The following is a 23,174-nucleotide window of genomic DNA, read 5'->3' as shown; positions in this document are numbered from 1 at the left end:
ACGTGCTACGGTCAGACCATGACCGTGCGGAAGTTGTCGATCTCGGTCCCGCCCGAGGTCGAGGAGATCATCAAGGCGGCGGCTGCCGAAGAGGGCAAGGCGGTGTCCACGTGGGTGGCCGAAGCCGCTGTGGAGAAGGCGCGTGTCGCTGCCCTGAATACGCAGGGTAGGGCCGCCGCTCAGGAGTTGGTGGCCGAATATGAGAGCGAGCATGGTGAGCTGCCCAAGGAGTCCCGGCGCCGTGCCCGCGAGTTCATGATGGAGGCCGGGCTGCTCGACGACGACTCATGGCGAGCGGCGGGCTAGTGCGTACGGTCGTTTACGACACGGGGGCATTGCTGGCTGCCGATCGTGGTAGTCCGGATTTCCTCGCCCTGCATGACGAACTGAGCGCGGCTCGCGTGCGCCCGGTCGTGCCGGTGGTGGTTCTCGCCCAGGCGTGGCGGGGTGGCCCTCAACACCGGGTCTCCCGCATTCTCAAGGGCTGCGACATCGTGGCTGACGACGAGCGCATCGGCCGCGCGGCCGGAGTCGCCTGCGGGGCTTCGGGGACCGCCGACATCGTGGATGCGATCGTCGTTGTCACTGCCGTCCAGCATCAGGCCGCGGTGATCACCAGCGACGCCGACGACCTGAGGCATCTGGCCGACTCCATCGGCATGAAGCTTTCGCTCTTCGAGGTCTGACCGCATATAGATGGAAGCATCGGCAGGCGCCTGTCGGATGAAGAGGCGGCCCGGCTCAAGTCATGGAAGTCGTATTCGCCCGCACTAGTGGAGCAGGCGGTCAGGGCTCTCCATGGGACGGAACCGTGGCTATCGGTATTGGATGAAATGCGCGTGGATTTCGAACGTCATTAGACGCTCTCCTTCGCCTCACGTTCTTTCAGATACGCCGCATCAGCGGCGGCGGATGAGCGAGGCGGCGGCCAGGACGGCCATGACGATCGACGACGCCAGGCCCGCGAACCAGCCGTACTCGATGGTGGGGTGCACGTCGATCAGCCCGGCCACCCGGAAGTTCAGCTGGTCGGCGAGACCCTGAGGATCCATGAGGAACATCGCCATCGCGAAGGCCGCGACCGCGCCGGGCAGGATGGCGAACCCGGTGAACAGCCAGCTGCGCGCGATGCCGAGCACGCCGAGCAGCATCGCGACCACGCCCGCCACCATGACCAGCCAGCCCGGGACGTCGTCCACGCCGCGCACCACGTGGCTGAGCTCGGTGTCCAGCACGCCGAACTGAGCCGTGACCCCAGCCCATGGGAGCAGCGCCGTGATGGACAGGATCAGGCCGACGACGGTCACGCCGGCGGCGAGCAACAGGCTGGGGACGCTCCGGTCGGGCACTCCGTCGGGGGGCGGGGTGAGATCAGACACGATCACCAGGCTACGGCGCGCCGGTGCGCCGGGGGTACCGCGGAGTCCCCTCGGCTCACGCCGGTCCGCTCATCGCTCCGGCGGCACGGCTGCCGCCTGTTCGGCCCGTCCGAGCCGGGCGCGCAGTTCGACGGTGTCCTGCGCGAGGGCTGAGGCGAGCACACCCGGCCCGGCGAGGGGCAACGCGGCCCAGCCGGCCCCGATCGTGGCCCGGCGTTCCCGCTTCGAATCGTGTGCGGCGTCCCAGGCGGGCCCCGCTACGAGAGTGGAGCCGACGCAGCGGGCGTCGCCGTACACGGCAGGGCTGCCCTCGACCTCCGGGTGGCCGACGACGAGCTCCTGACGGAGCAGCGGCCGTCCGGCGACCGTCGCGTCGAACCGGGCCCGGCAGCGGCCGGGTCGCTCGCCGTGCCGCCCGAAGACGATCTCCTCCCGCCAGAACACCGTGGCGTCCTCGGCGAGCGAGAGCCGTACGGCCATGCGGTGGGAGCAGCCGGCCGCGAGCACGGTCGGCTCCGGCGTGAATCGCAGCGAGGCCCCCGCGCCCACGTGCGCGTCGATCATCATGAGGGAGTCGGCGGGGGAGGGCCCCGGCAGCACGAGCGTCGAGGCGACCGAGCGGACCTCCAGGGCGGTGCCGGGAGCGACGTCGATCACGAGCGTCAGCCGGTCGCCGCCGAGGGGGCCCGCTCCCGTCGAGACCAGATGCACCAGCCCGGGGCCGGTCTGCCGCACTGTCAGCGGCGGCTCGGAGCGCAGGGTCTCCAGCCGGGTGTGGCCGCCGGAGGCCCGCGTCGCGATGACCGCCCGGGCCGTCACCGCCGCCGCGCGCTCTGCGGGGGACGGCGGCGCCGGGCTCAGGAGCGGTGTGGTCATGTCCGCTCAGGCGTTCGTGGGGGCGCTGTGGTCGTGCGTGTGGTCGTTCTGGTGGTGCCACGAGCCGACCAGGCTGGTCACCCATTCGGCCACCGAATGGGCGCTGCGGTCCTCCCTGATCGAGGTGAACAGCACCGGCCTGCCCTCCCGTACGGCTGCCGCGTCACGGGACATCACGGTCAGGTCGGCTCCGACCAGCGGAGCGAGGTCGGTCTTGTTGATCACGAGCAGGTCGGCCGTCGTCACGCCCGGGCCGCCCTTGCGCGGCACCTTGTCGCCGCCCGACACGTCGAGCACGAAGATCTGCCGGTCGGCCAGGCCCCGGCTGAAGGTCGCGGTCAGGTTGTCGCCGCCGCTTTCGACGATCACGAGGTCGAGCGGCCCGAACCGCTCTTCGAGGGTTTCCACGGCGTCGATGTTGGCCGCGATGTCGTCGCGGATGGCGGTGTGCGGGCAGCAGCCGGTCTGCACGGCCAGGATGCGCTCGGGATCGAGCACGCCTGCCCGGCGCAGGAACTCCGCGTCCTCCGTGGTGTAGATGTCGTTGGTCACCACCCCCAGCCGCATCGACGGGCCGAGGCTGCGGCACAGGGCCGCCACCAGGGCCGTCTTGCCGCTGCCTACGGGGCCGCCGATGCCGAGCCGCAGTGCGCGCCCGTGTGGATCGGCCGCGTCGTGGTGGTCGTCGTGGTTAGCGCCCATGTGTGGACCCGTCCTTCTGCTCGATCCAGTGGGGCTGGATGCCGTGTGGATGCCGTCGCGCGGTCGTGCGCCTGGGGGTGCGCAGGCCTCCCGATCTGGTGTCTGGTGTGTCGTGTTCCGGCGTCTCGGTCAGGAGACGAAGAGCTTCATCGTGTTGGAGTGATGGCCTTCCGCGAGCAGGTCGAGCGCGGGCGCCGCGTGACCGGGCAGCGCCGGCCATCCCGGTCCGCGCGTGCTCCCTTTCGCGTCGCCGTTCGCCGTGCCGTACGGGCCGAAGGGGTCGGCCGCGCCCGGCTCCATCACGACGTCGTCGATGAGCGAGGCGCAGGCGGCGTGGGCGGCGTCGTTGAGCGCGGGGGCCAGGTCGGCGAGAAGCCGGTGCACGGTCACGGGGTCGAGCCCGAGCAGTCGCACGGCGGCCGTCGCCGGTCCGGTCACCGCGTTGTAGGCCGCCGCCAGGGCCGACTGATAGGGGTCGCAACCCGCCGAGGCCGCCGCCGCGCCGAGGGCGATCGGGTGATGCACGCCGTTCGGTACGGCTTTCGCCAGCAGGTCGAGCACGGGGGAGGGCCAGATCCTGCGGGCCGAGCGGATGAGCAGGCGGCCCTGCACGCGGCTCGCCTCACGCTGGGCGGGGGATGCGGTTCGTGCGTCGGCCTCGGCGTCGAGTTGCCGCCAGCGTCCCGCCGGATCATCGCTCTGCCCGTCGCGCCCGCCCGTCTGCTCGTCGTGGGCTGCGGCCTGCTCGTCATGGCCCGCTGAGGCGAGCTCGCAGGCGGCGGCGGCCAGCGCAGCGCTGACCAGGCCGGCCGTGGCGAGCCGGCCCCGGAGGAACCGCGCCAGATCCTCCGGGCCGGTGATCGTGCCCAGCCGGACCGCCTCTTCGGCGCCGCCGGAATGGGCGTGACCGCCCGCGGGCAGCCGGGAGTCGGCCAGCAACAGCAGCGCGGCGTCGGGGCTGCCGCGCATGCCGCCCTTTCTTCTATCGTTCTGCATCCCCGATTTCCCTTTCCGGCTCGCGGTCCAGAAGGCTCAGAAGAGGAAGTAGCGCTGGGCCATCGGCAGCCGTTCTGCCGGTGCGGGTTCGATCAGCTCGCCGTCGACGCGGACGGTGAACGTGTCGGGGTCCACCTCGATCGACGGCAGTGCGTCGTTGAGCGGCATCGCGTCCTTCCTGCGGCTGCGCACGTCGGCCACCGGCACCAGGCGGCGCCGTACGGCGAGGCGCTCGGCCAGGCCGTCCTCTATGGCGAGCGGGGCCACGAAGTGCAGCGACGTGGCGGCGGCCGTGGCCGGCGCGGCGCCGAACATCGGCCGGGGGAGCACCGGCTGCGGGGTCGGGATGGACGCGTTGGCGTCGCCCATTTGGGCGTAGGCGATCACCCCGCCCTTGACGACCAGGTCAGGCTTCACGCCGAAGAAGGCGGGGCTCCAGAGCACGAGGTCGGCCAGCTTGCCGACCTCCACCGAGCCGATTTCGGCGTCGAGCCCGTGGGCGATGGCCGGATTGATCGTATATTTCGCGATGTAGCGGCGGGCGCGAAGGTTGTCGGCCGGGTTGCCGGGCTCTCCGCCGAGAGCGCCCCTCCGGGCCTTCATGACGTGCGCGGTCTGCCAGGTGCGGATGATCGTCTCGCCGACGCGGCCCATGGCCTGCGAGTCGGATCCGATCATCGAGATCGCGCCGATGTCGTGCAGCACGTCCTCGGCCGCCATCGTGGTGGGCCTGATCCGCGACTCGGCGAACGCGAGGTCCTCCGGGATCGCCGGGTTGAGATGGTGGCAGACCATGAGCATGTCGAGATGCTCGTGGTGGGTGTTGACCGTGTGCGGCCGGGTCGGGTTGGTCGACGACGGCAGCACGTTGGCATGCGAGGCGACCTTGATGATGTCCGGCGCGTGGCCTCCTCCGGCGCCTTCGGTGTGGTAGGCGTGGATGGCCCGGCCCGCGACGGCGCTCAGCGTCGACTCGACGAAACCCGCCTCGTTGAGGGTGTCGGTGTGGACGGCCACCTGCACGCCGGTGGCGTCGCACACACTCAGGCAGGCGTCGATCGCCGCCGGGGTGGTGCCCCAGTCCTCGTGCAGCTTGAAGCCGGACGCGCCCGCGCGTAGTTGCTCCAGCAGGCCCTCGGTGCTGACCGTGTTGCCCTTGCCGAGCAGCGCCACGTTGACCGGGTAGGAGTCGAGCGACTCCAGCATCCTGGCGAGGTACCACGTGCCCGTGACCGTGGTCGCCTTGGTGCCCTCGGCGGGACCTGTGCCGCCGCCGATGATCGTGGTCACGCCGGAGGCGAGCGCCTCGTCGAGGATCTGCGGGGCGATGAGATGCACGTGGGAGTCCACGGCCCCCGCCGTGACGATCTTCCCGTTGCCCGCCAGGATCTCGGTGGAGGGGCCGATGACCAGGTCGGGGTGCACGCCGTCCATGGTGTCGGGGTTGCCCGCCTTGCCGATGGCCACGATGCGCCCGTCGCGCACGCCGATGTCGGCCTTGACGACACCCCAGTGGTCGAGGATCACCGCGCCGGTGATGACGAGGTCGGGGGAGCCCTCGGCGCGGGTCGTGCGCGCCTGGCCCATCGACTCGCGGATGACCTTGCCGCCACCGAACACCGCCTCGTCGCCCGCTCCCGAAGGGCCCATCGACAGGTCCTCGGTGACCTCGATGAAAAGGTCGGTGTCGGCCAGTCTCACCCTGTCGCCGGTGGTCGGGCCGTACAGGGCCGCGTAGCGGGAGCGTTCGATGCTAGGCACGGGCGCCGCCGTCCAGCGGGCCCGCCCACTCGGGGCGCAGGCCGGGCACGATGCGGTTGCCCGCGATGGGCACGAGCGTCACGTCGCGCTCGACGCCGGGCTCGAACCTGATCGCGGTGCCGGCGGGCACGTCCAGCCGGGTGCCCCAGGCCGCACGCCGGTCGAACTCCAGGCCCGGATTGGCGGCGGCGAAGTGATAGTGGGAGCCGACCTGGATCGGGCGGTCGGCCGTGTTGACCACGCGCACCGTGATCCTCTTCCTGCCGGGGTTCAGCGGGACGGGCGTCCCCCCGGGCACGATCTGGCCCGGCACCATCTCGCTCAAGTCGCTCATCCGGCCGCCCCTCGTGTCTCGTGCGTTCTGTCGCTGCGCGGCATGCGACTCCGTACGGCGCTCATGTGATCGGGTTGTGGACGGTGACGAGCTTGGTCCCGTCGGGGAAGGTGGCCTCGATCTGCACCGAGTCGAGCATCTCGGGCACGCCCTCCATGACGTCTTCGCGGCGGAGCACCTTGCGGCCGGCGTCCATGAGGTCGGCCACGCTCCTGCCGTCGCGTGCTCCCTCCAGGAGGAACGATGCGATGATCGCGGTCGCCTCGGGATGATTGAGCCGCAGACCCCGGTCCTTGCGGTCGCGCGCCACGCCCGCGGCGACGTGAATGAGGAGGCGTTCCTGTTCATGTGGAGTGAGCCGCATGGCGGGACGATAGGTAATCGCGGTTTCCCTCGCGTTACCCGCGCATTTCATGCGTGTATCGAGATCGGAGGCGGGCTGCGCTAATGGTTTGTTAACCATTCAGACGTTTTCGCGAAATCACACGCTATCACCCTGACGGCCGTGCCAGCCGGGGCAAATGCGTAATTCCGCCTTCATGGAACCGGGCGAAGGGAGCCGGTTCTCGTTATGTTTCCGCAGAACGGCCGGCGAAATCGTCGGGGCGCTTGGACGCGGATTTCGGTGAGCTCGCGGGGGACCCCCGGGGTCGCAGAGGGCGTCGCAGGAGTTATCGTCGAAGAGAGGAAGCGATCGAACGCCTGAACGCCTCTGGCCTCGCCGGGACTCACTCGACAAGAGCCCTGTGGACCTGGCCCTGCGCATGGCCGGCTCGCTTCCTCACCGTCTGGGCGGCCTGCCTGCGGTCACACGTGCAGCTGCCACCGGTTCCAGATGTCGAGCACCGTGAAGCCCATCGCCTCGTTGATGTCCAGCATGTGCCGGTTCGATGTGGAGTTCCACGTCGCCAGCCGTACGATGTCCGGCTCACACGCGCGGAACCAGGCGAGGTTGGCGAGCTTGAGCGTCAGGCCGAGCCGCCGACCCCGGTGAGGGCGCAGCACGCAGGTGTCGAGCTGACTGGCCCAGCCGTCCCGCTCGCCGGCGTCGACGCCGATCCGGGTGAACCCTGCGGGGTCGCCGGTGGCATTGTGCCGGGCGATCATGGTGTAGACGAACAGGCCCGCCTCGCTCGTCGTCTCGTCGACCGTGCGGACCTGGGCGGCGTTCCAGCGCCGGTCCTCGATGTCGAGATCGCCCCGCGGCTCGTCGTTCATTCCGTTCAGGAGGGCGGCCATGTCGTCCAGGTGGTGGTCGGCGATCGGCCCGGCCCAGCGTTCCAGTGAATAGCCCCGTCCGTGGCGGGCGGCGGAGTCGCGCATGAGTTCCAAGCCCGGCCAGTCGGCCGTACGCAGGTCGAGAACCCTCCGGGCCTCCTCGGCGGCACCGGAGAATCCGCGGGCCGCGGCGAACGACGCGCCGGGGCCGCCGGTGACCGCCTCGCCGATCATCACCCGCCGCCCCTCGGATCGGGCCCTGCCGACCGCGTGCTCCAGCAGGGCGCTGCCGATCCCGCGGCGCCGATGGCCGGGAAGGACGGCCAAGGTCCGGATCAACGCCACATGGGTGTTGTCCGCGTCCGGACAGTGGAGGGCGTATCCGCCGGCGACCTGCCCGGCGTCACGGGCGACCCAGGCCTCGCAGCGCCCCGCAGACCAGCCGCGCTCGACCGACACCCGGAAATGGCGTAGGGAAATGCCCGGACCCTGCGTCCGGCCGGCCCGATGGGCCGCGTACAGGCCGGGCATCCCGTCGCCTGACGACGAGAAGTCGAGGCGCTCGATCCGCATACGGCCAAGACAACCGCACCGCCGGTCGGGGACGCGAGCGGTTTTCCGCCGCCGCTACTGGAGGTAGCCCTCTACTTCGCTGACGGGGCGGGCGGCGGCGTCGTCCGGGTCCTCGCCCGCGCCGCGACGGGCCCGGCGCTGGCGCAGCAGGTCCCAGCAGCGGTCGAGCGACTCCTCGAGATGGCGGATCCTCGCGTGCTCCTCGTCGGTGTTCACCTCACCGGCCGTGAGACGGCGGCGCAGGGTGTGCTCCTCGTCGATGAGCTCGCCGATCTGATCGAGGATCTCGTTGTCCTTCATGGCGCAACCCCCTTTTTGTCCTGAGTCACACTAGCGTGCGAGGGCAGGGAGTGGTTCCGGCCGCCCGGGCGGGCGCCGTCTCGGCATGTGGGCCCGTGTCTCGCCGGATCGAGGCCGTCTGCTAACCTCCTAGGCATGCTGCGCGGCCTCCTTCTTATCCGCCGCGGCGAGGGCCTGTAAAGGCCGGCTCCCTCGTCGCGGTGAGGCTCACGCGCGTCGGCCGTCACTGGTCTTTCTTCACCGGCGACGCCTTCATCTGATCGGGTCCTTTTCCCGCGTCGTCGTGTGCCCGACGAGGAGCATGATGAATTCCCAGCAGCAGCCCAGCCCCATGCCGTTCCACCGTTACACCCCGTTCGAACCGGTCCGCCTGACCGACCGCACCTGGCCGGACAAGGTCATCACCAAGGCGCCCCGGTGGTGCGCCGTCGACCTGCGCGACGGAAACCAGGCGCTGATCGACCCGATGGACTCCCACCGCAAGCTCAAGATGTTCGAGCTGCTGGTACGGATGGGATACAAGGAGATCGAGGTCGGCTTCCCTGCCGCGTCGCAGACCGACTTCGACTTCATCCGGAAGATCATCGAAGAGGACCGCATCCCCTCCGACGTCGTCATCCAGGTACTGACTCAGGCCAGGCCCGAGCTGATCGAGCGCACCTTCGAGTCGCTGCGGGGGGCTAAACAGGCGATCGTGCACCTGTACAACTCGACGTCCACGCTCCAGCGCAGGGTCGTGTTCGGCCAGGACAAGGAGGGCATCACCGCCATCGCGGTGGAGGGCGCCAAGCTGTGCAAGAAGCTGGCCGCCGAGATGGACGGCACCGAGATCTCCTTCGAATATTCGCCGGAGTCGTTCACGGGCACCGAGCTCGAATACGCCGTCGAGGTCTGCAACGCCGTCAACGACGTGTGGCAGCCGACCCCCGACCGCAAGGTGATCATCAACCTGCCCGCGACCGTCGAGATGGCCACGCCCAACATCTACGCCGACCAGATCGAGTGGATGAACCGCCACCTGGCCTATCGGGACTCCGTAGTGCTGTCCCTGCACCCCCACAACGACCGCGGCACGGCCGTCGCCGCCGCCGAACTGGGCTACATGGCCGGAGCCGACCGCATCGAGGGCTGCCTGTTCGGCAACGGAGAGCGCACCGGCAACGTCTGCCTCGTCACGCTGGGCATGAACCTCTTCTCCCAGGGCATCGACCCCGAGGTCGACATCTCCGACATCGATGAGATCCGCCGCGTCGTGGAGTACTGCAACCAGCTGCCCGTCCACCCGAGGCACCCGTGGGGCGGCGAACTGGTCTACACGGCCTTCTCCGGCTCCCACCAGGACGCCATCAAGAAGGGCTTCGACCATCTGGAGCGGGACGCGCAGGCCGCCGGAGTGCCGGTGGACGACTTCACGTGGGCTGTGCCGTACCTGCCGATCGACCCCAAGGACATCGGCCGCAGCTACGAGGCCGTGATCAGGGTCAACAGCCAGTCCGGCAAGGGCGGCGTGGCCTACATCATGAAGAGCGACCACCACCTCGACCTGCCGAGGCGCCTGCAGATCGAGTTCTCCCGCGTGGTGCAGGCGCAGACCGACGCGGAGGGCGGCGAGGTGACGGCCGCCGCGATGTGGGAGACGTTCACCGACGAGTACCTCCCGAACCCCGGCAAGCCGTGGGGCAGGCTCGGCCTGCTGGCCCACCGGCACTCCTCGACGGTCGACGACAAGGACGTGATCAGCGCCGACGTGAAGATCGACGGCCAGATCCGCGAGATCGAGGGGGTCGGCAACGGCCCGATCTCGGCCTTCTGCAATGCGCTGGAGGGGGTGGGCGTGGTCGTGCGCGTGCTCGACTACACCGAGCACGCCATGAGCGCCGGGGCCGACGCGAAGGCGGCGTCCTACTTGGAGTGCGAGGTCACGACCCCGGACGGTGCCAAGGTGCTGTGGGGTGTGGGCATCGACGCCAACACCACGACGGCCTCGCTCAAGGCCATCATCTCCGCCGCCAACCGCGCCCACCACTGATCACCCCACGTCTTGGGCGTGATCACCCACTTGGGCGTGATCATGCAGAAGTTCGGAGACATGTGGCCTGACCGGCGCAAACATTGCCCGTGATCATGCAGAAGTTCGGGTGGAGGTCCGCTGACCTGCGCGAACACCTTTCGTGATCATGCAGTTTCGCGAGGGTGGCCGGGGTGTATGTGAAGCCGAAGTGGAGAGGGTGGCGTTCCATCGAGGACGCCACCCTCTTGTGCATGATCACGAATGACGTTACCGCAGGTGGCGAGGCATTTCCTCGAAGATCTGCATGATCACGAATGGTATTGCCGCAGGCAGGGCGGCGTTCTGTCGAACTTCTGCATGATCACGAACTGGGTGATGGCTGGTCGGCGCGTATGATCCCGAACTTCTGCATGATCACGCGGAGGGGGCGTGCAATCACGCGGGGAGGGGGGTGTGTGATCACGCCTAGGGGGTGGGCGTGATCATGCGGGGGCGGAGGGGAGGCCTATCAGGACGGCCAGGCAGATCATGTTGTGCTCGAAGAGCTCGGCCCGATGCGTGATCACGTTGTTGAACTGGCCGAACAGTTCGAAGCTGACCATTCCGTACAGGCCGGTCCACGCGGCCACCGAGCGTGCCACCACGTCGTCGGGGACGTCCGGCATGATCTGACGCACCATCTCGGCGTCCGCCGACAACACCCCGGGCGGGTCGGGGAAGATCCCGGGCGGGGACAGCCGCCCCGCGCGATGCGCCTGTGAGACGATCCGCCCGAACACCGCGGTGTCCCGTGTGGCCGGCTCGATGGTGTCCGCAGGAGCCTGGTAGCCCGGTACCGGCGAGCCGTACAGCAGGGCGTATTCGTGCGGATGCTCCAGGGCCCAGTTCCGTACTGCATGGCAGACGGCCAGCCATCGTCCCGTGAAGTCGTCCTCGGCCCAGGCCGCGTCCGCGTCTTCGACGGCCTGTCCGATCGCGTTGTAGCCATCGATGATCAATGCCGTGAGCAGGTCGTCGCGGCTCGGGAAATACCGGTAGATCGCCGACGACACCATCCCCATGTCTCTCGCGACCGCTCGAAGCGACAGCCCGCCGGCTCCGTCGGTCGCCAGGTGGCGCCGTGCGATGTCCGTGATCTCCCGGATCAGCTCCGCCCTGACTCGCTCCCGTGCGGTACGGCTCGCGTTCATGTGCGCAGGCTATCAGAGCAGTGGAAGAAAACGAGAGCACTGCTCTTGACGTTCACTGCTCTAAAGAGAGAGCATTGCTCTCGCTAGGAAGCGCTGGACACAGGGAGAGTGCGATGTTGACCATGGCGAAGGGCGTGAATGCGGCGCTGATGTTCTTTCTGGAACTCGGTGTCCTGTTCGCGGCCGGCTACTGGGGTTTCACGGTGAGCGAACATGTGGCCCTTCGGCTGCTGGCCGGCTTAGGAGCTCCTGCCCTCTTCATCGCGGTGTGGGCGGTCTTCGGAGCCGCGAACAACCCGCCCGTGCCGCTCACGGGCGCCGCGCGCGTCGTGCTGGAGGTCCTTTGGTTCGGGGGAGGGGCCGCGGCACTCGTCGCCTCCGGCCTCGTCACCACCGGGACCGTCTTCGCCGCCCTCTACGTCGTCAACGCCGTTCTGCGGCTCGTCTGGCACCAGGTCTGAAGGAGAAGTCATGGGAAAGCACGTCATCGTCGGGGCCGGTCAGGTCGGCGGTCAGGTCGCGGAGCTCCTGGCGGAGCGGGGCCACGAGGTGGTCGTCGTCACCCGTTCGGGCTCCGGCCCCCGGCGGCCGGGCATCAGCCTCGTGGCGGCGAACGCCGCCGACGCGGCGCAGATGCGCCGGATCGCCGGGGGAGCCGACGCGCTCTACAACTGCATGAACCCGAAATACCACCAGTGGGTTCGCGACTGGCCGCCGGCGGCCGCGTCCCTGCTCGCGGCCGCCGAGGCCACCGGCGCCGTCCTCGTCACCCTCGGCAACCTGTACGGCTACGGCCCCGTCGACGGGCCCATGACCGAGGACCTGCCCCTGGCCTCCAACGGCACGAAGGGCCGCGTCCGGGCCGCGATGTGGCGGCAGGCGCTGGCCGCCCACCAGGAGGGCCGGGCCCGGGTCGTCGAGGTACGGGGGTCCGACTACTTCGGCCCGCGCTCCTCCGACCAGTCGTTCCTGGGGCCGCGCTTCCTCGGGCCGGTGCTCGGGGGGAAGACGGCGATGGTGATCAGCGACGCGGACATCCCGCACAGCTACACCTATCTGCCGGACGTCGCCGGCGCGCTGGTGGCCGCGGCCGCCCGGGAGGAGGCGTGGGGCCGTGCCTGGCATGTGCCGACGAACCCGGCCTTCACCGTGCGGGAGGTCGCCGAACGCCTGGCCGTACTCGCCGGAGCGCCCGCGCCGCGCCTGCGGCGGATCCCCGTGTGGGCGCTGTGGGCGGCGGGGGTGGTCGACCCGGTGATCCGGGAGATGCGGGAGACGAGGTATCAGTTCGACCGGCCGTTCATCCTCGACTCGTCGGCCTCGCAGGCCGTTCTCGGCCTGAGTCCCACGCCGTTGGACACCGCGTTGAAGGCCACCATCGCCTGGTGGCGGGAAAGCGAGGACAAGGTCGAAACTATGCCAAGCTAGCCCACATGGCTGAACGTGAAGCGGACTGGGAGCGCCGGGTCGCCGACGCGTGGGCGTCCATCGCCCGCCTGCCCGAGCAGGAATTCCTGGCACTCGTCGAGAAGCTGGCCGCCGAGCTGCCCGGGTCCGCGGCGGCCGTGTTCGAACGGGCGGCGGCCCTGGACTCCACCGGCCACTCCGACCTCGCGGTGCCCCTGTATGAGGAGGCTCTCGGCCTCGGTCTCACCGGCGAGCGCCGCCGTCGCGCCGTGATCCAGATGGCCAGCTCGCTGCGCAACCTCGGCCGCGTGCACGAGAGCGTCGCACTGCTGAAGGCGGAGATGGAGGCCGGCTCAGATCACCTCGACGACGCCGTGCGCGCCTTCCTGGCGCTGGCTCTGGCGGACACCGGGCACGAGCGGGAGGCGGTCTCCCTCGCGCTCGGCGCGCTGGCCCCGCACCTGCCCCGATACCAGCGTTCGCTGGCCAACTACGCCCGGCTGCTCGTGGAGCCCGCCCCGTGACCCGGGTGGCGATGATCGGGCTCGGCGACATCGCCCAGAAGGCATACCTGCCGGTGCTCGCGGCGACGCCTGGACTCGACCTCCTGCTGTGCACCCGGGACGAGGAGACGCTCGCGCGGGTGGGGGAGACCTACCGCGTGCCCGCGCGTTTCACCTCGGTCGACCAGGTGATCGAGGCCGGCGCCGAGGCAGCCTTCGTCCACGCTGCCACGGTCGCGCACGTGGACATCGTGACCGCGCTGCTTCGGGCCGGCGTGCACGTCTATGTGGACAAGCCGCTCGCCGACAACCTGGGCGACGCCGAGACGCTGGTACGGCTGGCCGACGAGCGTGGCCTGTCGCTCATGGTCGGGTTCAACCGGAGGTACGCGCCCGCGTACGCGGCCCTGCGCGACCTGCCGCGTGACCTCGTGGTCATGCAGAAGAACCGCGCCGGGCTGCCGTACGACCCGCGCAGGGTCGTCTTCGACGACTTCATCCATGTCGTGGACACGCTGCGGTTCCTGGCCCCGGGCGACGCGCCAGACGTCTCGATCGACGTGCGTGTGCGCGACGGCCTCCTGGAACACGTCGTCCTTCGTCTCAGCGGTCCCGGCCACACGGCGATCGGAATCATGAGCAGGGTCGCCGGCGCCGCCGAGGAGACCTGCGAGGTCATCGGCGGCGGCGGCAAACGCCGCGTCGTCAATCTGGCCGACGTGGTCGACTACTCAAGCGCGGAGACGTTCGTCCGCAGAGGCGACTGGGTGCCGGTGGCCCGTCAGCGCGGCATCGAGCAGGCCTGCCGGGAGTTCCTCACCGCCCTGGGAGACGGCCGCCTGATCAGCGCGCACGATGCCCTGGACACCCACGTCCTGTGCGAGGAGATCGTGGCTCAGGCGGCCGAATCCTGATCGGGTCAGCGTGAGGAGAGGTACTCCTCGCCGAGGCTCCGCAGCCGGGCGTGCGCCGACTCGTAGACCTCTGGGCCGCCCAGGTAGGCCTTGGGCAGCTTGGCGACCATCGTGTAGTTGGTGTCGCACACGTTGCCCACGGGAGCCTCGCCGCCCTGGCTGACCAGCTGGTAGGCATCCAGCTCGTCGAGCCCGGTGAGCGAGGCCGCCCACGTCACGAGGTCGTGCTGGCTGATGCGGTAGGCGTCCTCGAGCGGGCGGGCCGACCCCGTCGACATCAGGTGGTCGTCGCTCTCCAGACGCGGCCACGGCGTCGAGACGCCCTTGATGAGCTCGACCGCGACGACGGTGTTCATCGCAGCTTCGACGGCGGTGCCGCAGACCTCGCCGTGGCCCTGCCGGCAGTGCCCGTCGCCGACGGCGAACAGGCCGCCCTCCACGTTGACGCCGAGGTAGACGGTGGTTCCGGCCCGCAGTTCGGGGGTGTCCATGTTTCCGCCGTGCGCGTCGGGCGTGATCGTCATCCGCGCCTCCGACGCCGCCGGCGCCACGCCCACGGTGCCGTGCATCGGGTCGAGCGGCATCTCCACCGTGAAGTCGCCCCTGCGCGCGTGGTAACGCACGACGCGCTTTTCCGCGTCCACCTCGTACACCCACACGACCTCGTCGAGCGGCGGGTGCAGCATGGCGGTCGTGTGGGTGGCGGTCAGCGCCCCGAAGTGCGGGAACGTGGTCGACACCGCCCAGTCCCTGGCCGGTTCGATCGAGACGAAGTGCAGGGCGAGGGTGTCGCCCGGCTCGGCGCCCTCGACGTGGAACGGCCCCGTGACCGGGTTGAGGAACGGGAACTCGCACACCTTCGACGGGAGGTCGCCCACGCCCTGCACGCGGCCGCCGAAGCAGTCCTCGGTGTACAGCTCCACCACCGTGCCCGGGGTGACCGTCGCCACGGCCGGCCTGCCGCCGAAGGTGTACGACAGGTCTTCGGGGGCGGGCCGGTAGGAGAAGACGTTCACTCGGAGACCTCCGTGTTGATCGCGGACAGGGTGGGGCGGCGGCCCATCAGGTAGGAGCCGACGAGGATGACGACGCCGACGCCGAGCCAGGCGAAGCCGAGGATCTGGGCGGCGATGTTGGCGTTGATCACGACGTAGAGCAGGATGGCGAAGCCGATGACCGGCGCGATGAGGTGGCGCCACCAGTCGCGGCTGCCGTGCCGTACGAGGTAGTGGACGACGACGGAGACGTGCAACGCGAGGAAGGCGGTCATCGCGCCGAAGTTCACCAGCTGGGTGAGCAGGGAGATGCCGTCGGAGCGCGAGTTCATGTACAGGCCGAAGGCCAGGGAGACCGCGGCCACCACGAGGGTGGCGTTGACCGGCACCTTGCGGGTGGGGTGGATCTTGCCAAGGAAGCTCGGAAGCTGCTTGTCGCGGGCCATCGCGAACAGCAGGCGGGAGGTGGCCGCTTGGGCGACCAGCGAGTTGGCGAAGCCCCATGCGATGGCGGTCGCGACGGCGGTGAGCACGCTCAGCCAGTGCCCTCCGGCGTACTCGGCGGTGTCGTAGAACGCCGAACCGGCGGGGTCGCCGTTGGCGATCAGGTCGGCGCGGTTCGGCACGAGCAGCGCCGCGACCCACGTCTGGACGACGAACAGCGCGCCCGCGAGGCCGAGGGCGGCGACCATGGAGCGGCCGAGCCGGCGGGTGTTCTCGCGGGTCTCCTCGGCGAGCATCGAGATGCCGTCGAAGCCGAGGAACGAGAGCACCGCCACCGACACCGCGCCGAACACCAGCGGCCATGAGAACGTCGAGGAGTCGAACAGCGGGCTGAACGCGCCGCCGTGTCCCTTGCCCTGGGCCAGGGCGACCGCGCCGATCACCAGGAAGATCGCGAGCACGATCAGCTCGGCGATCAGCATGATCCTGTTCATGCGCGCGGTCATCTCGATGCCGAGGTAGTTGACCACCGTGTTGAGCACGATGAAGCCGATCAGCCACCCCCAGATCGGGATGGCGGGCACGAACGAGGCCATGGCGGCGCTGGCGATGAGATACAGCAGGGACGGCACGAGCACGTAGTCGAGCAGGATGACCCAACCGGCGAGGAAGCCGACCGGGGCGGCGATCCCGCGTCCCGCGTATGTGTAGACGGAGCCCGCCATCGGGAAGGCCTTGGCCATCTCCGCGTACGACAGCGCGGTGAACGCCATCGCCACCATGCCGATGATGTAGACCAGCGCCACCATGCCGCCGGAGGCCTGGAAGACGCTGCCGAAGATGCCGAACGGCGCGATCGGCACCATGAAGATCAGGCCGTAGATGAGCAGGTCGGCGAAGCTCAGCGAGCGCCGCAACTCCTGCTTGTAACCGAACTGCTCGACTCCGGAGCCGCCTGTCGGCGGTGGTGCGGACGACGGGGAGGCCTCGGCGGGAGAGGACATTGACGGCTCCTTAACACGCGGGTGCAGAGCCGTACGATAGAACTAACACTTGAATCCGGAAAGGTTTCGTTTGAAAGTTTTACGTGGCGGTCACAACCGGCGATGCCTAGACGGAGGTGACGAGGGAGAAGTCGAGCCCGTCCGCGCGCCCGACGTAGACCCGCTGCCGGACGTTACGGCCGGACAGCGTGAGCAGTCCCCGGCCCGTCGTGACCGTGGTGCCGTCGGCGACCGCCTCGATCGCGGGTACGGCCAGGGCGCCCGCGCGGCCGGCCAGGGCCGCCAGCATGAGCACCGCCTCGTAACATCCGTGGCCGTGGCCGTTGAGCGACGGGGCGTCCGGCCCGAACATCCCTGTGTACCGCTCGGCCAGGCCGAGGTTGGCGTCGGTGGTGATGCTGCCGAAATAGCCCATCGCGGCGTAGAGCTCGCCGGTCGTGTCCCCGCCGACGGCCAGCAGTCCGTGCTCCTCCAGGGCCCCGCACAGCCGCGCGCAGCGCAGACCGCTCGCCGCGAACGCCCGGTTGAACGCGACCAGGTCGCTCCCGATGAGGGTGAGGAGCACCGCGTCGGGCCGTACGGCCGCGAGTTCCTCCACCAGCGCGTCCATCGCGACGGAGCCGAAGGGAACGAGCCGCTCGCCGGCGACCGTGGCCGACAGCGTGCGAAGGTGCATGCGCGCCGAGGCGTGCACCAGGCGCGGCCAGACGTAGTCGTTGCCGAGCAGGAACCACCGCCTGGCCCGCCTGTGCTCGGCCAGCCAGTCCAGGCCCGGCCCCACCTGCAGGGACGCGGGCTCGCCGAGGAAGTACACCCCCGGGTTGCGCGCCCCACCCTCGTACGGCGGCGCGTACACGAACGGGGCGCGCCCCGCCAGCGCCCGCTCGACGGCCATGCGCACGTCGCTGGCGTGCACCCCGGCCACGGCCTGTACGGCTCCCGCGCGCACCAGGCCGGAGACCTCGCGGGCGACCTCGCCCGGGCTCCTGCCGCCGTCGACCAGGACCAGCTCGACCTGCCTGCCCAGCACGCCGCCGGTCGCGTTGACCTGCGACGCGGCCAGCATCGCGCAGTTGATGGCGCACGGACCGAGCAGGCCGAGCACGCCGGAGACGGGCACGACCAGGGCCACCCGGAGCGTGTCGGCCCGCAGCAGGTGAGCTTCGAAGGGGTCGATGACCACCGTGACAGGATCGGCCACGTGCACGAGTATGACCCTTGCGCGCTCGTAAACGAAGGGAGCCTTCGGTGGTGACGGCGGTACCCGGAAGCGGGCGTGACGCCCGGCGGTCCGACGTGCGGACATCCGGGGGAGGGCTCGGCTCGTCCCTCGCCTACCTGCTGAGCCGGGCGGAACGCAGCGTCAACCGGGCCCTCGCCGCGGCGCTCGCCTCCGAAGACGTGTCGGTCGAGCAGTGGCGCATCCTCCAGGCCCTCGCCGACGGGCGCGGCCACACGATGGGCGACCTCGCCGAGGCCGCGCTGATGCCGCACCCCACCCTCACCAAGGCCGTCGACCGGCTCGTCGAGCGGGCGGTCGTCTATCGCGGGCACGACCCGGCCGACCGCAGAAAGGTCGCGGTTTTTCTCGCGGATCGGGGAAGTGACCTCCTCGGCCGGCTGGAGGCGGGCATCGCCGAGCACCACCGGGCGATCCTCGCGTCGTACGGCACGGTCAGGACCGAGCAGCTCATGCAGGACCTCGAGCTGCTCGTCCGCGAACTCGAAGGCTGACCTGAGGGAGGTCACGTGCCCGACTTGCTGGTGGGACCCATGCTCCGGCATGCCGACGCGAGCAGCGCGTCCATATGGGTGGAGACGAGCGAACCGTGCGAGGTCACGGTCGACGTGGGCGGCACGCGCACGAGCGGGCGCACCTTCACCGTGCACGGCCACCACTACGCGATCGTCGACGCCGAGGGCTCCGGCGCCTACACCGTGGAGCTGGACGGACGGCAGGTGTGGCCCGTCGAGGACTTCCCCGAAAGCCGGATCCGTCCGCTGGAGCGGCTCCGCAGGGTCGTGTTCGGCTCGTGCCGTACGAGCGTGCCGCACGACGCCGCCCACGTGAAGGTGCACGGCCCCGACGTCCTGCGTGAGTACGGCCTGCGCCTGATGGCGGGCGAGGAGGAGCCGCCCGACCTGCTGCTCTTCCTCGGAGACCAGGTCTACGCCGACGAGCCGTCGCAGGAGATGCTCGGCTTCATCCGCGCGCGCAGGCAGGACGGGCCCGACGAGATCGTCGACTTCGAGGAGTACGCCGAGCTGTACCGGCAGGCGTGGACCGACCCGGTGGTCCGATGGGTGCTGTCCACCGTGCCCACCGCGATGATCTTCGATGACCACGACGTGCGCGACGACTGGAACACCTCCGCCGCCTGGCGTGCCCAGATGGCCGAGGTGCCGTGGTGGCCGTCCCGGGTGGTCTCCGCGCTCGGCGCGTACTGGGTCTACCAGCACCTCGGAAACCTCTCGCCCGCCGAACGCGCGGCCGACCCGACGTACGCCGCGATCCAAGCGGCCGCCGGTGACGGTGACGGTTACGGGGACGGCGCCGCGGTGCTCGACGCGTTCGCGAAGCAGGCCGACGCGGACCCGCCGTCGGCGCGGTGGAGCTATGCCCGCGACATCGGCCGCACCCGCCTGGTCATGCTGGACACACGCTGCGCGCGCACGCTCGACCCCGGACGCCGCCGGATGATCGACGACGTGGAGTGGTCATGGTTCACCGAGCAGGCGAAGGGCGACGTCGACCACCTGCTCATCGGCTCGTCGGTGCCCGTGTTCCTGCCGAGCGGGATCTTCGACGTGGAGAGCTGGAACGAGGCCCTGGCCGACGGCGCATGGGGACGGCGGGCGGCCGGATGGGGCGAACGGGTCCGGCAGGCGCTCGACCTGGAGCACTGGGGCGCCTTCCGCCGCTCCTTCGACGACTTCGGCCGCCTGCTCGTCGACGTCGCGGCCGGCAGGCGCGGCTCGGCTCCGGCCACGATCGTGCTGCTGTCGGGTGACGTGCACTACTCGTATCTCGCCGCTGCGGGGCCGGCCTCGGCCGACCTCGCCTCGGCCCACCTGGACGCCGCCCGCATCTACCAGGCGGTGTGCTCGCCGATCCGCAACCCGCTGAGCCGTACGCTGCGGCTGGCCAACGTGGTCGCCTCGTTCGGGATCGCCGGTCTGGCCGGTGGGCTGCTGGCCGGTACGGCGCGGCTGCCCCGCCGCAGGTTCCGCTGGAAGATCACCGATGGGCCGTGGTTTCCGAACGCGCTGGCCGCGCTCGACCTGGACGGCAGGTCGGCCCTCGTGCGCTGGTACACGGCCCGGCCGGACTTGGAGGAGATGGCCCGGGTACGGCTGGCGCCCTGAGGGCCTGCCGTACCCGGGCAGGGATCAGGGCAGCAGGTCGTCGTCGGTCACGACGAGCCGGGCGAACCCGGCGCCGATCGTCGCGTTCGTCGGCACGGACGCCACCACCTGGTAGGACTGCGCGGCCGGCGCCGGTGTCGTGTCGCCGGCGAGCGGCACCTGGAAGGTCGCCGTGGTCTTCTTCGCGGGGATGACGACCTGCGTCGCCAACTGGGCGATCACCGGTGAGGAGCCGCTGGTGATCGACTGCACGTTGACCGTCACCGGCTCCTTGCTCCGCTGCGACAACGTCAGCGTCATCGTCGCGGCGGCCGGCCCGTCGCCCTCCGGAACGGTGAGGCCCTGCACGGAGACCTGCGGCAGGTCGGGCAGATCGGTCCCACCCACGGCCGACGTGGAGAAGGTGAGGTCGCCGAGGTAGGCCCCGCCCGCCGTGCCCGCGCCCGTGAGACGGATCTCGCGGATGTCGTGCAGGTTCACGCCGGTGAGCGACCTGGTCGGGATGCGCACCGTGCGCAGCCAGGTCTTCGGCAGCGGCGACGCCGTACCGGGGAACGGCGTGAGCGCCGAGCTCACGCTGGACACCAGGACCGACTTCACCCGGCCGCGGCCGTCGACGACACCGACCGTGAGATCGGCGCCCGCCTTGACGTTCTCGTCCAGCGCGGCGCGGAAGGTCAGCGCGTCGTACTTCGAAGCGTTCCGGTCCGACTTGGGCAGCGCCACCCGCACCTGGCCGGTGGAGTCGGTCCAGGAGAACCGCAGCACCGGCGTCGCGGCGACGTTGCCCGCGTACGTCGCGGGGGTCCACGACGGCGCCTGCGAGGTGGTGAGCGTGGCCGCGCAGGACGGCAGGCCGCTCTGCGGCGAGCGGTCGAGCATGCTCGCGCACACCGTCGCGGTCGCCGCACCCGAAACCCTCACCGACGAAGAAGGCGAGGTGAACGGGGCGACGTCCAGCCGGTCACGCGCGGGGGACTGCGCCACCGCGTGCACCACGGCGCGGCCCGCGGAGGCCGCCGCGCCGCCGCTGCCGTCGAACAGCGGCAGGAACGCCTTCTCATGACCCTGCACGAGACGGAAGAACCCGGCGATGTACGCCGTGCCGACCGCGTACTGCTCGGCGGCCGTCAGCCGTGCCGGGGCGCTCGGGCCGCACACCGGGTCGTTCCTGTTGCTCCAGTCGTCCGAGGCGGGGGCCACGGCCACACCCGGGGTCCATTCGGTGTTGAAGAAGTTGTGGTCGGCACCCATGACCATCAGCGACGAGCGGAAGGCTGAGTCGCCGGCGTCGGCGTACAGGGAGTCGTCGTAGAAGTGCTGGCCCTGCTGGTTGGACACGTCTCCGTCGCAGTAGGGGAGGATCACGGCCATCGGGATGTCCGGCAGCGTGGCCCGGGCGAAGTCCGTGGGCGCGAGCGGCAGCACCGCCTTGATCCCGTACGGCTTGGCCCGCCCCGCGTTCATCAGCGCGGCCTTCACCACGCCCTCGCCTCCGCGGGAGTGCCCCATCAGGCCGATGTCGTCCATGTCGAGGCGGCCCTTGAAGAGCCTGACCATCGTGGGGTCGCCCTTGCCCTTGGCGGCCTCGGCCAGCAGGTCGAGGTGCCGCATGACGACCTCACCCCGGGCGAGCGCTCCACGGTCGTCGCTGAAGGGGTTGTCGGCCGCGTTGACGCCGTTGGCGCTGACTGACACGACGACGTATCCGTGGCTCGCGAGCGCGTCGGCGGCGCCGTCGTATCCCTTGTAGCTGGGGATCGGAATCTGGCCCGCCGGACACGGCCACTGCGAGTTCGACGTGGCCGGAGTCGTCGGGTTGTAGCAGGCCGAGTGGCGGCCGTGCAGGAAGACGACCAGCGGCCGCTTGCCCCGTGCTCCGTCGGGGAGGTAGACCGCGGCCCGGATCTCCGCCGGCCGCCCACCCAGGCCTTCGAGGGTGATCGCGGTGTCCCCGAGGTCGTATTCGGCGTGCGTCACGGCGTAGGGGCCCGGCGTCGCGGGGTCGGCCGGGCCTTTCGGGTGTGCGACGTGGGGAGACGGCGTGAGCGTCCGTGCGGTGACGCCCGTGTCGCCGGACGGCACCTCCCCGTTCCACGCGACGTCGACGGACGACGGCCGCGCGGCGCTCGGGTCGGTTGTGGTGATCGTCAAGGTACTGCCGTCCGCCGACTCCTGGGCCGGGCCGAGTGACATGCCGTCGACCGCGAGCTCCGGTACGGCGTCGCGCACCGGCAGCGGCTCGTCGAGATGGAGAGTGACCTTGTAGCCGCCGGTCACCGATTCGACCGTCCAGCGGCCGTCGTCGGCGTGGGCTGTTCCCGTGGCTCCTGCGAAGAAGGTGGTGGAGATCGTTGTGGCGGTCGCTACGGCGAGGACCGTCCGCTTCCAGGCGTGCGCGTGTAAGCGCATGTCTTCCCCTTCGGGTGCAATGCCCCAGCTGGTCGATGGATCCGACGTTTGCTGGGGTTTGGTGCGTTACAGCCCGAATAAGATCAGCTCCTAATTGCCTGCGAACGTTTCGGTGTGTTGCGCCGTCGTTAACGATCTATTTGGCATCCGGTCTCAGCGTTGTGATGTCGGGATGTGCCGGAATGCGGGTTTGTGGCCGTTATGAGCCGTCGAACGGATAGAAATTCTGTTCTAAATCTGTGGTCGAACGGTTACTGTGTGTGAGATTATTCAGACACAGTTTCGATCCGGGGCTCTTGGGGGGAGGCGGCGTGGCCGATCGGCGCAGGCGTCCGTCTCCTGCTTCGGGTGAGCCGATCGGTGGCGCTGAGTGGTGGGCGGAGGTACGGGAGCAAGCCCGGGCGTGGTCGTCCGACGGCAGTTCGGCGTTGAGCTCTCCGTCGGGGATCAAAGCGTGGTGGGAAGCCACACTTGCGGAGAACGCATCCACGTCTTCTGCGCCGTCTGACTTTGTGCCGTCTGAGACCACCGCACGGCTCGCCTCCGTGGGCTGTGGCGAGCCGCCCGCCGACGACGCTGCCGAGCTCGCGCAAGAGGCTTCGCCCGAGCCGCCCCCCAGCCCGAAGAACGGAACAGAAAGCGCGACAGAGGGGCCGACCGATTTGGTAGCGATGCTGGTGGATGCCGCCAGCGCGCTGGCCTTGGTCGAACCGCCTGAGGTGGCGTCTGCGTGTTTGGCTGAGGCGCAGGAGTTGATCTACGCGCGTGATCGGTTGGTCTCGGCGATCG

24 protein-coding genes are annotated in these 23,174 nt (G+C 70.0%); 10 read left to right on the top strand and 14 right to left on the bottom strand.

All coding sequences use genetic code 11. The features are described 5' to 3' along the window. Positions 1 to 18: 18 nt before the first annotated feature. Together Pth03_RS16725 and Pth03_RS16720 are read left to right on the top strand one after the other, a co-directional pair. Entirely contained in the window at positions 19 to 306 is a 288-nt protein-coding gene (locus Pth03_RS16725) for a type II toxin -antitoxin system TacA 1-like antitoxin (protein WP_203945202.1), read from the top strand. Further along, complete coding sequence (locus tag Pth03_RS16720) at positions 288 to 686, top strand: PIN domain-containing protein (protein WP_203945201.1); 399 nt, start codon at positions 288 to 290, stop codon at positions 684 to 686. Before Pth03_RS16725 ends, Pth03_RS16720 begins: the two co-directional genes overlap by 19 nt. A gap of 213 nt (positions 687 to 899) precedes the next feature. Here the strand turns inward: Pth03_RS16720 and Pth03_RS16715 are convergent, their stop codons facing one another. The 9 genes from Pth03_RS16715 to Pth03_RS16675 form a co-directional block, all read right to left on the bottom strand. Then, positions 900 to 1,379 carry a hypothetical protein gene (locus tag Pth03_RS16715; RefSeq protein ID WP_203945200.1) on the bottom strand — a complete coding sequence of 160 codons (480 nt, stop codon included), beginning with the start codon at positions 1,377 to 1,379 and terminating at the stop codon, positions 900 to 902. A gap of 69 nt (positions 1,380 to 1,448) precedes the next feature. Further along, a complete protein-coding gene (locus Pth03_RS16710) occupies positions 1,449 to 2,255 on the bottom strand; it encodes an urease accessory protein UreD (RefSeq protein WP_203945199.1) in 807 nt (268 codons plus the stop codon). Positions 2,256 to 2,261: 6 nt separating this feature from the next. Beyond that, positions 2,262 to 2,957: an urease accessory protein UreG gene (gene ureG / locus Pth03_RS16705; RefSeq protein ID WP_203945198.1), complete on the bottom strand. Its 696-nt coding sequence runs from the start codon at positions 2,955 to 2,957 to the stop codon at positions 2,262 to 2,264. Positions 2,958 to 3,086: 129 nt separating this feature from the next. Beyond that, positions 3,087 to 3,953 carry an urease accessory protein UreF gene (locus Pth03_RS16700; RefSeq protein WP_239119098.1) on the bottom strand — a complete coding sequence of 289 codons (867 nt, stop codon included), beginning with the start codon at positions 3,951 to 3,953 and terminating at the stop codon, positions 3,087 to 3,089. A gap of 36 nt (positions 3,954 to 3,989) precedes the next feature. Beyond that, a complete protein-coding gene (locus Pth03_RS16695) occupies positions 3,990 to 5,714 on the bottom strand; it encodes an urease subunit alpha (protein ID WP_203945197.1) in 1,725 nt (574 codons plus the stop codon). After that, entirely contained in the window at positions 5,707 to 6,048 is a 342-nt protein-coding gene (locus Pth03_RS16690) for an urease subunit beta (RefSeq protein WP_308442359.1), read from the bottom strand. The genes Pth03_RS16695 and Pth03_RS16690 overlap by 8 nt, the downstream gene beginning before the upstream one ends. Positions 6,049 to 6,109: 61 nt before the next feature. After that, positions 6,110 to 6,412, bottom strand: a complete 303-nt coding sequence (locus Pth03_RS16685; RefSeq protein WP_203945196.1) for an urease subunit gamma — start codon at positions 6,410 to 6,412, stop codon at positions 6,110 to 6,112. Between the two features lie 443 nt (positions 6,413 to 6,855). Next, positions 6,856 to 7,839, bottom strand: coding sequence for a GNAT family N-acetyltransferase (locus Pth03_RS16680; protein WP_203945195.1), 984 nt, complete (start codon positions 7,837 to 7,839; stop codon positions 6,856 to 6,858). Between the two features lie 54 nt (positions 7,840 to 7,893). Then, positions 7,894 to 8,139: a DUF2630 family protein gene (locus Pth03_RS16675; protein ID WP_203945194.1), complete on the bottom strand. Its 246-nt coding sequence runs from the start codon at positions 8,137 to 8,139 to the stop codon at positions 7,894 to 7,896. 304 nt (positions 8,140 to 8,443) lie between these two features. Between Pth03_RS16675 and leuA the strand changes: the two genes are divergently transcribed. Next, positions 8,444 to 10,168, top strand: coding sequence for a 2-isopropylmalate synthase (gene leuA, locus Pth03_RS16670; RefSeq protein WP_203945258.1), 1,725 nt, complete (start codon positions 8,444 to 8,446; stop codon positions 10,166 to 10,168). A 464-nt stretch (positions 10,169 to 10,632) separates the two neighbouring features. Here the strand turns inward: leuA and Pth03_RS16665 are convergent, their stop codons facing one another. Further along, the gene (locus Pth03_RS16665) at positions 10,633 to 11,340 is read right to left on the bottom strand and encodes a TetR/AcrR family transcriptional regulator (protein WP_203945193.1); all 708 of its coding nucleotides are present in this window, start codon (positions 11,338 to 11,340) and stop codon (positions 10,633 to 10,635) included. Between the two features lie 113 nt (positions 11,341 to 11,453). On the opposite strand from Pth03_RS16665, the gene Pth03_RS16660 reads away from it, so the two are divergent. Genes Pth03_RS16660 through Pth03_RS16645 form a run of 4 tightly spaced genes read left to right on the top strand, consistent with a single transcriptional unit; the run spans position 11,454 to position 14,164 of the window. Beyond that, entirely contained in the window at positions 11,454 to 11,801 is a 348-nt protein-coding gene (locus Pth03_RS16660) for a YrdB family protein (RefSeq protein WP_203945192.1), read from the top strand. Positions 11,802 to 11,811: 10 nt separating this feature from the next. Further along, positions 11,812 to 12,768, top strand: coding sequence for an NAD-dependent epimerase/dehydratase family protein (locus tag Pth03_RS16655; RefSeq protein WP_203945191.1), 957 nt, complete (start codon positions 11,812 to 11,814; stop codon positions 12,766 to 12,768). Positions 12,769 to 12,773: 5 nt separating this feature from the next. Next, positions 12,774 to 13,271 (top strand): tetratricopeptide repeat protein, encoded by a 498-nt coding sequence (locus tag Pth03_RS16650; RefSeq protein WP_203945190.1) that lies wholly within the window; start codon positions 12,774 to 12,776, stop codon positions 13,269 to 13,271. Next, positions 13,268 to 14,164 carry a Gfo/Idh/MocA family protein gene (locus Pth03_RS16645; RefSeq protein WP_239119097.1) on the top strand — a complete coding sequence of 299 codons (897 nt, stop codon included), beginning with the start codon at positions 13,268 to 13,270 and terminating at the stop codon, positions 14,162 to 14,164. The genes Pth03_RS16650 and Pth03_RS16645 overlap by 4 nt, the downstream gene beginning before the upstream one ends. Positions 14,165 to 14,169: 5 nt before the next feature. Here Pth03_RS16645 and Pth03_RS16640 read toward each other — a convergent pair whose 3' ends face one another. The 3 genes from Pth03_RS16640 to Pth03_RS16630 all read right to left on the bottom strand — a co-directional run bounded on the left by Pth03_RS16640 (position 14,170) and on the right by Pth03_RS16630 (position 17,808). Beyond that, a complete protein-coding gene (locus Pth03_RS16640) occupies positions 14,170 to 15,180 on the bottom strand; it encodes an acetamidase/formamidase family protein (protein WP_203945189.1) in 1,011 nt (336 codons plus the stop codon). Then, complete coding sequence (locus Pth03_RS16635) at positions 15,177 to 16,607, bottom strand: APC family permease (RefSeq protein WP_203945188.1); 1,431 nt, start codon at positions 16,605 to 16,607, stop codon at positions 15,177 to 15,179. Before Pth03_RS16635 ends, Pth03_RS16640 begins: the two co-directional genes overlap by 4 nt. A 106-nt stretch (positions 16,608 to 16,713) precedes the next feature. Beyond that, on the bottom strand, positions 16,714 to 17,808 hold the full coding sequence (locus tag Pth03_RS16630; protein ID WP_203945187.1) for a substrate-binding domain-containing protein: 1,095 nt from the start codon (positions 17,806 to 17,808) through the stop codon (positions 16,714 to 16,716). Positions 17,809 to 17,855: 47 nt separating this feature from the next. Here Pth03_RS16630 and Pth03_RS16625 point away from each other — a divergent pair, with 47 nt between their 5' ends. Further along, positions 17,856 to 18,341: a MarR family winged helix-turn-helix transcriptional regulator gene (locus Pth03_RS16625; protein WP_239119096.1), complete on the top strand. Its 486-nt coding sequence runs from the start codon at positions 17,856 to 17,858 to the stop codon at positions 18,339 to 18,341. Between the two features lie 15 nt (positions 18,342 to 18,356). Beyond that, on the top strand, positions 18,357 to 19,973 hold the full coding sequence (locus Pth03_RS16620; RefSeq protein WP_239119095.1) for an alkaline phosphatase D family protein: 1,617 nt from the start codon (positions 18,357 to 18,359) through the stop codon (positions 19,971 to 19,973). Between the two features lie 24 nt (positions 19,974 to 19,997). Here the strand turns inward: Pth03_RS16620 and Pth03_RS16615 are convergent, their stop codons facing one another. Beyond that, positions 19,998 to 22,385 carry a poly(ethylene terephthalate) hydrolase family protein gene (locus Pth03_RS16615; protein WP_203945186.1) on the bottom strand — a complete coding sequence of 796 codons (2,388 nt, stop codon included), beginning with the start codon at positions 22,383 to 22,385 and terminating at the stop codon, positions 19,998 to 20,000. A gap of 311 nt (positions 22,386 to 22,696) precedes the next feature. On the opposite strand from Pth03_RS16615, the gene Pth03_RS16610 reads away from it, so the two are divergent. After that, positions 22,697 to 23,174: hypothetical protein (locus tag Pth03_RS16610; RefSeq protein ID WP_203945185.1), on the top strand; the 478-nt coding region annotated here is incomplete at its 3' end.

Source organism: Planotetraspora thailandica, assembly GCF_016863335.1.
Lineage (GTDB): Bacteria > Actinomycetota > Actinomycetes > Streptosporangiales > Streptosporangiaceae > Planotetraspora > Planotetraspora thailandica.
The sequence above is the reverse complement of the archived record's forward strand: the minus strand, read 5'-3'. Positions and strand labels throughout refer to the sequence as shown.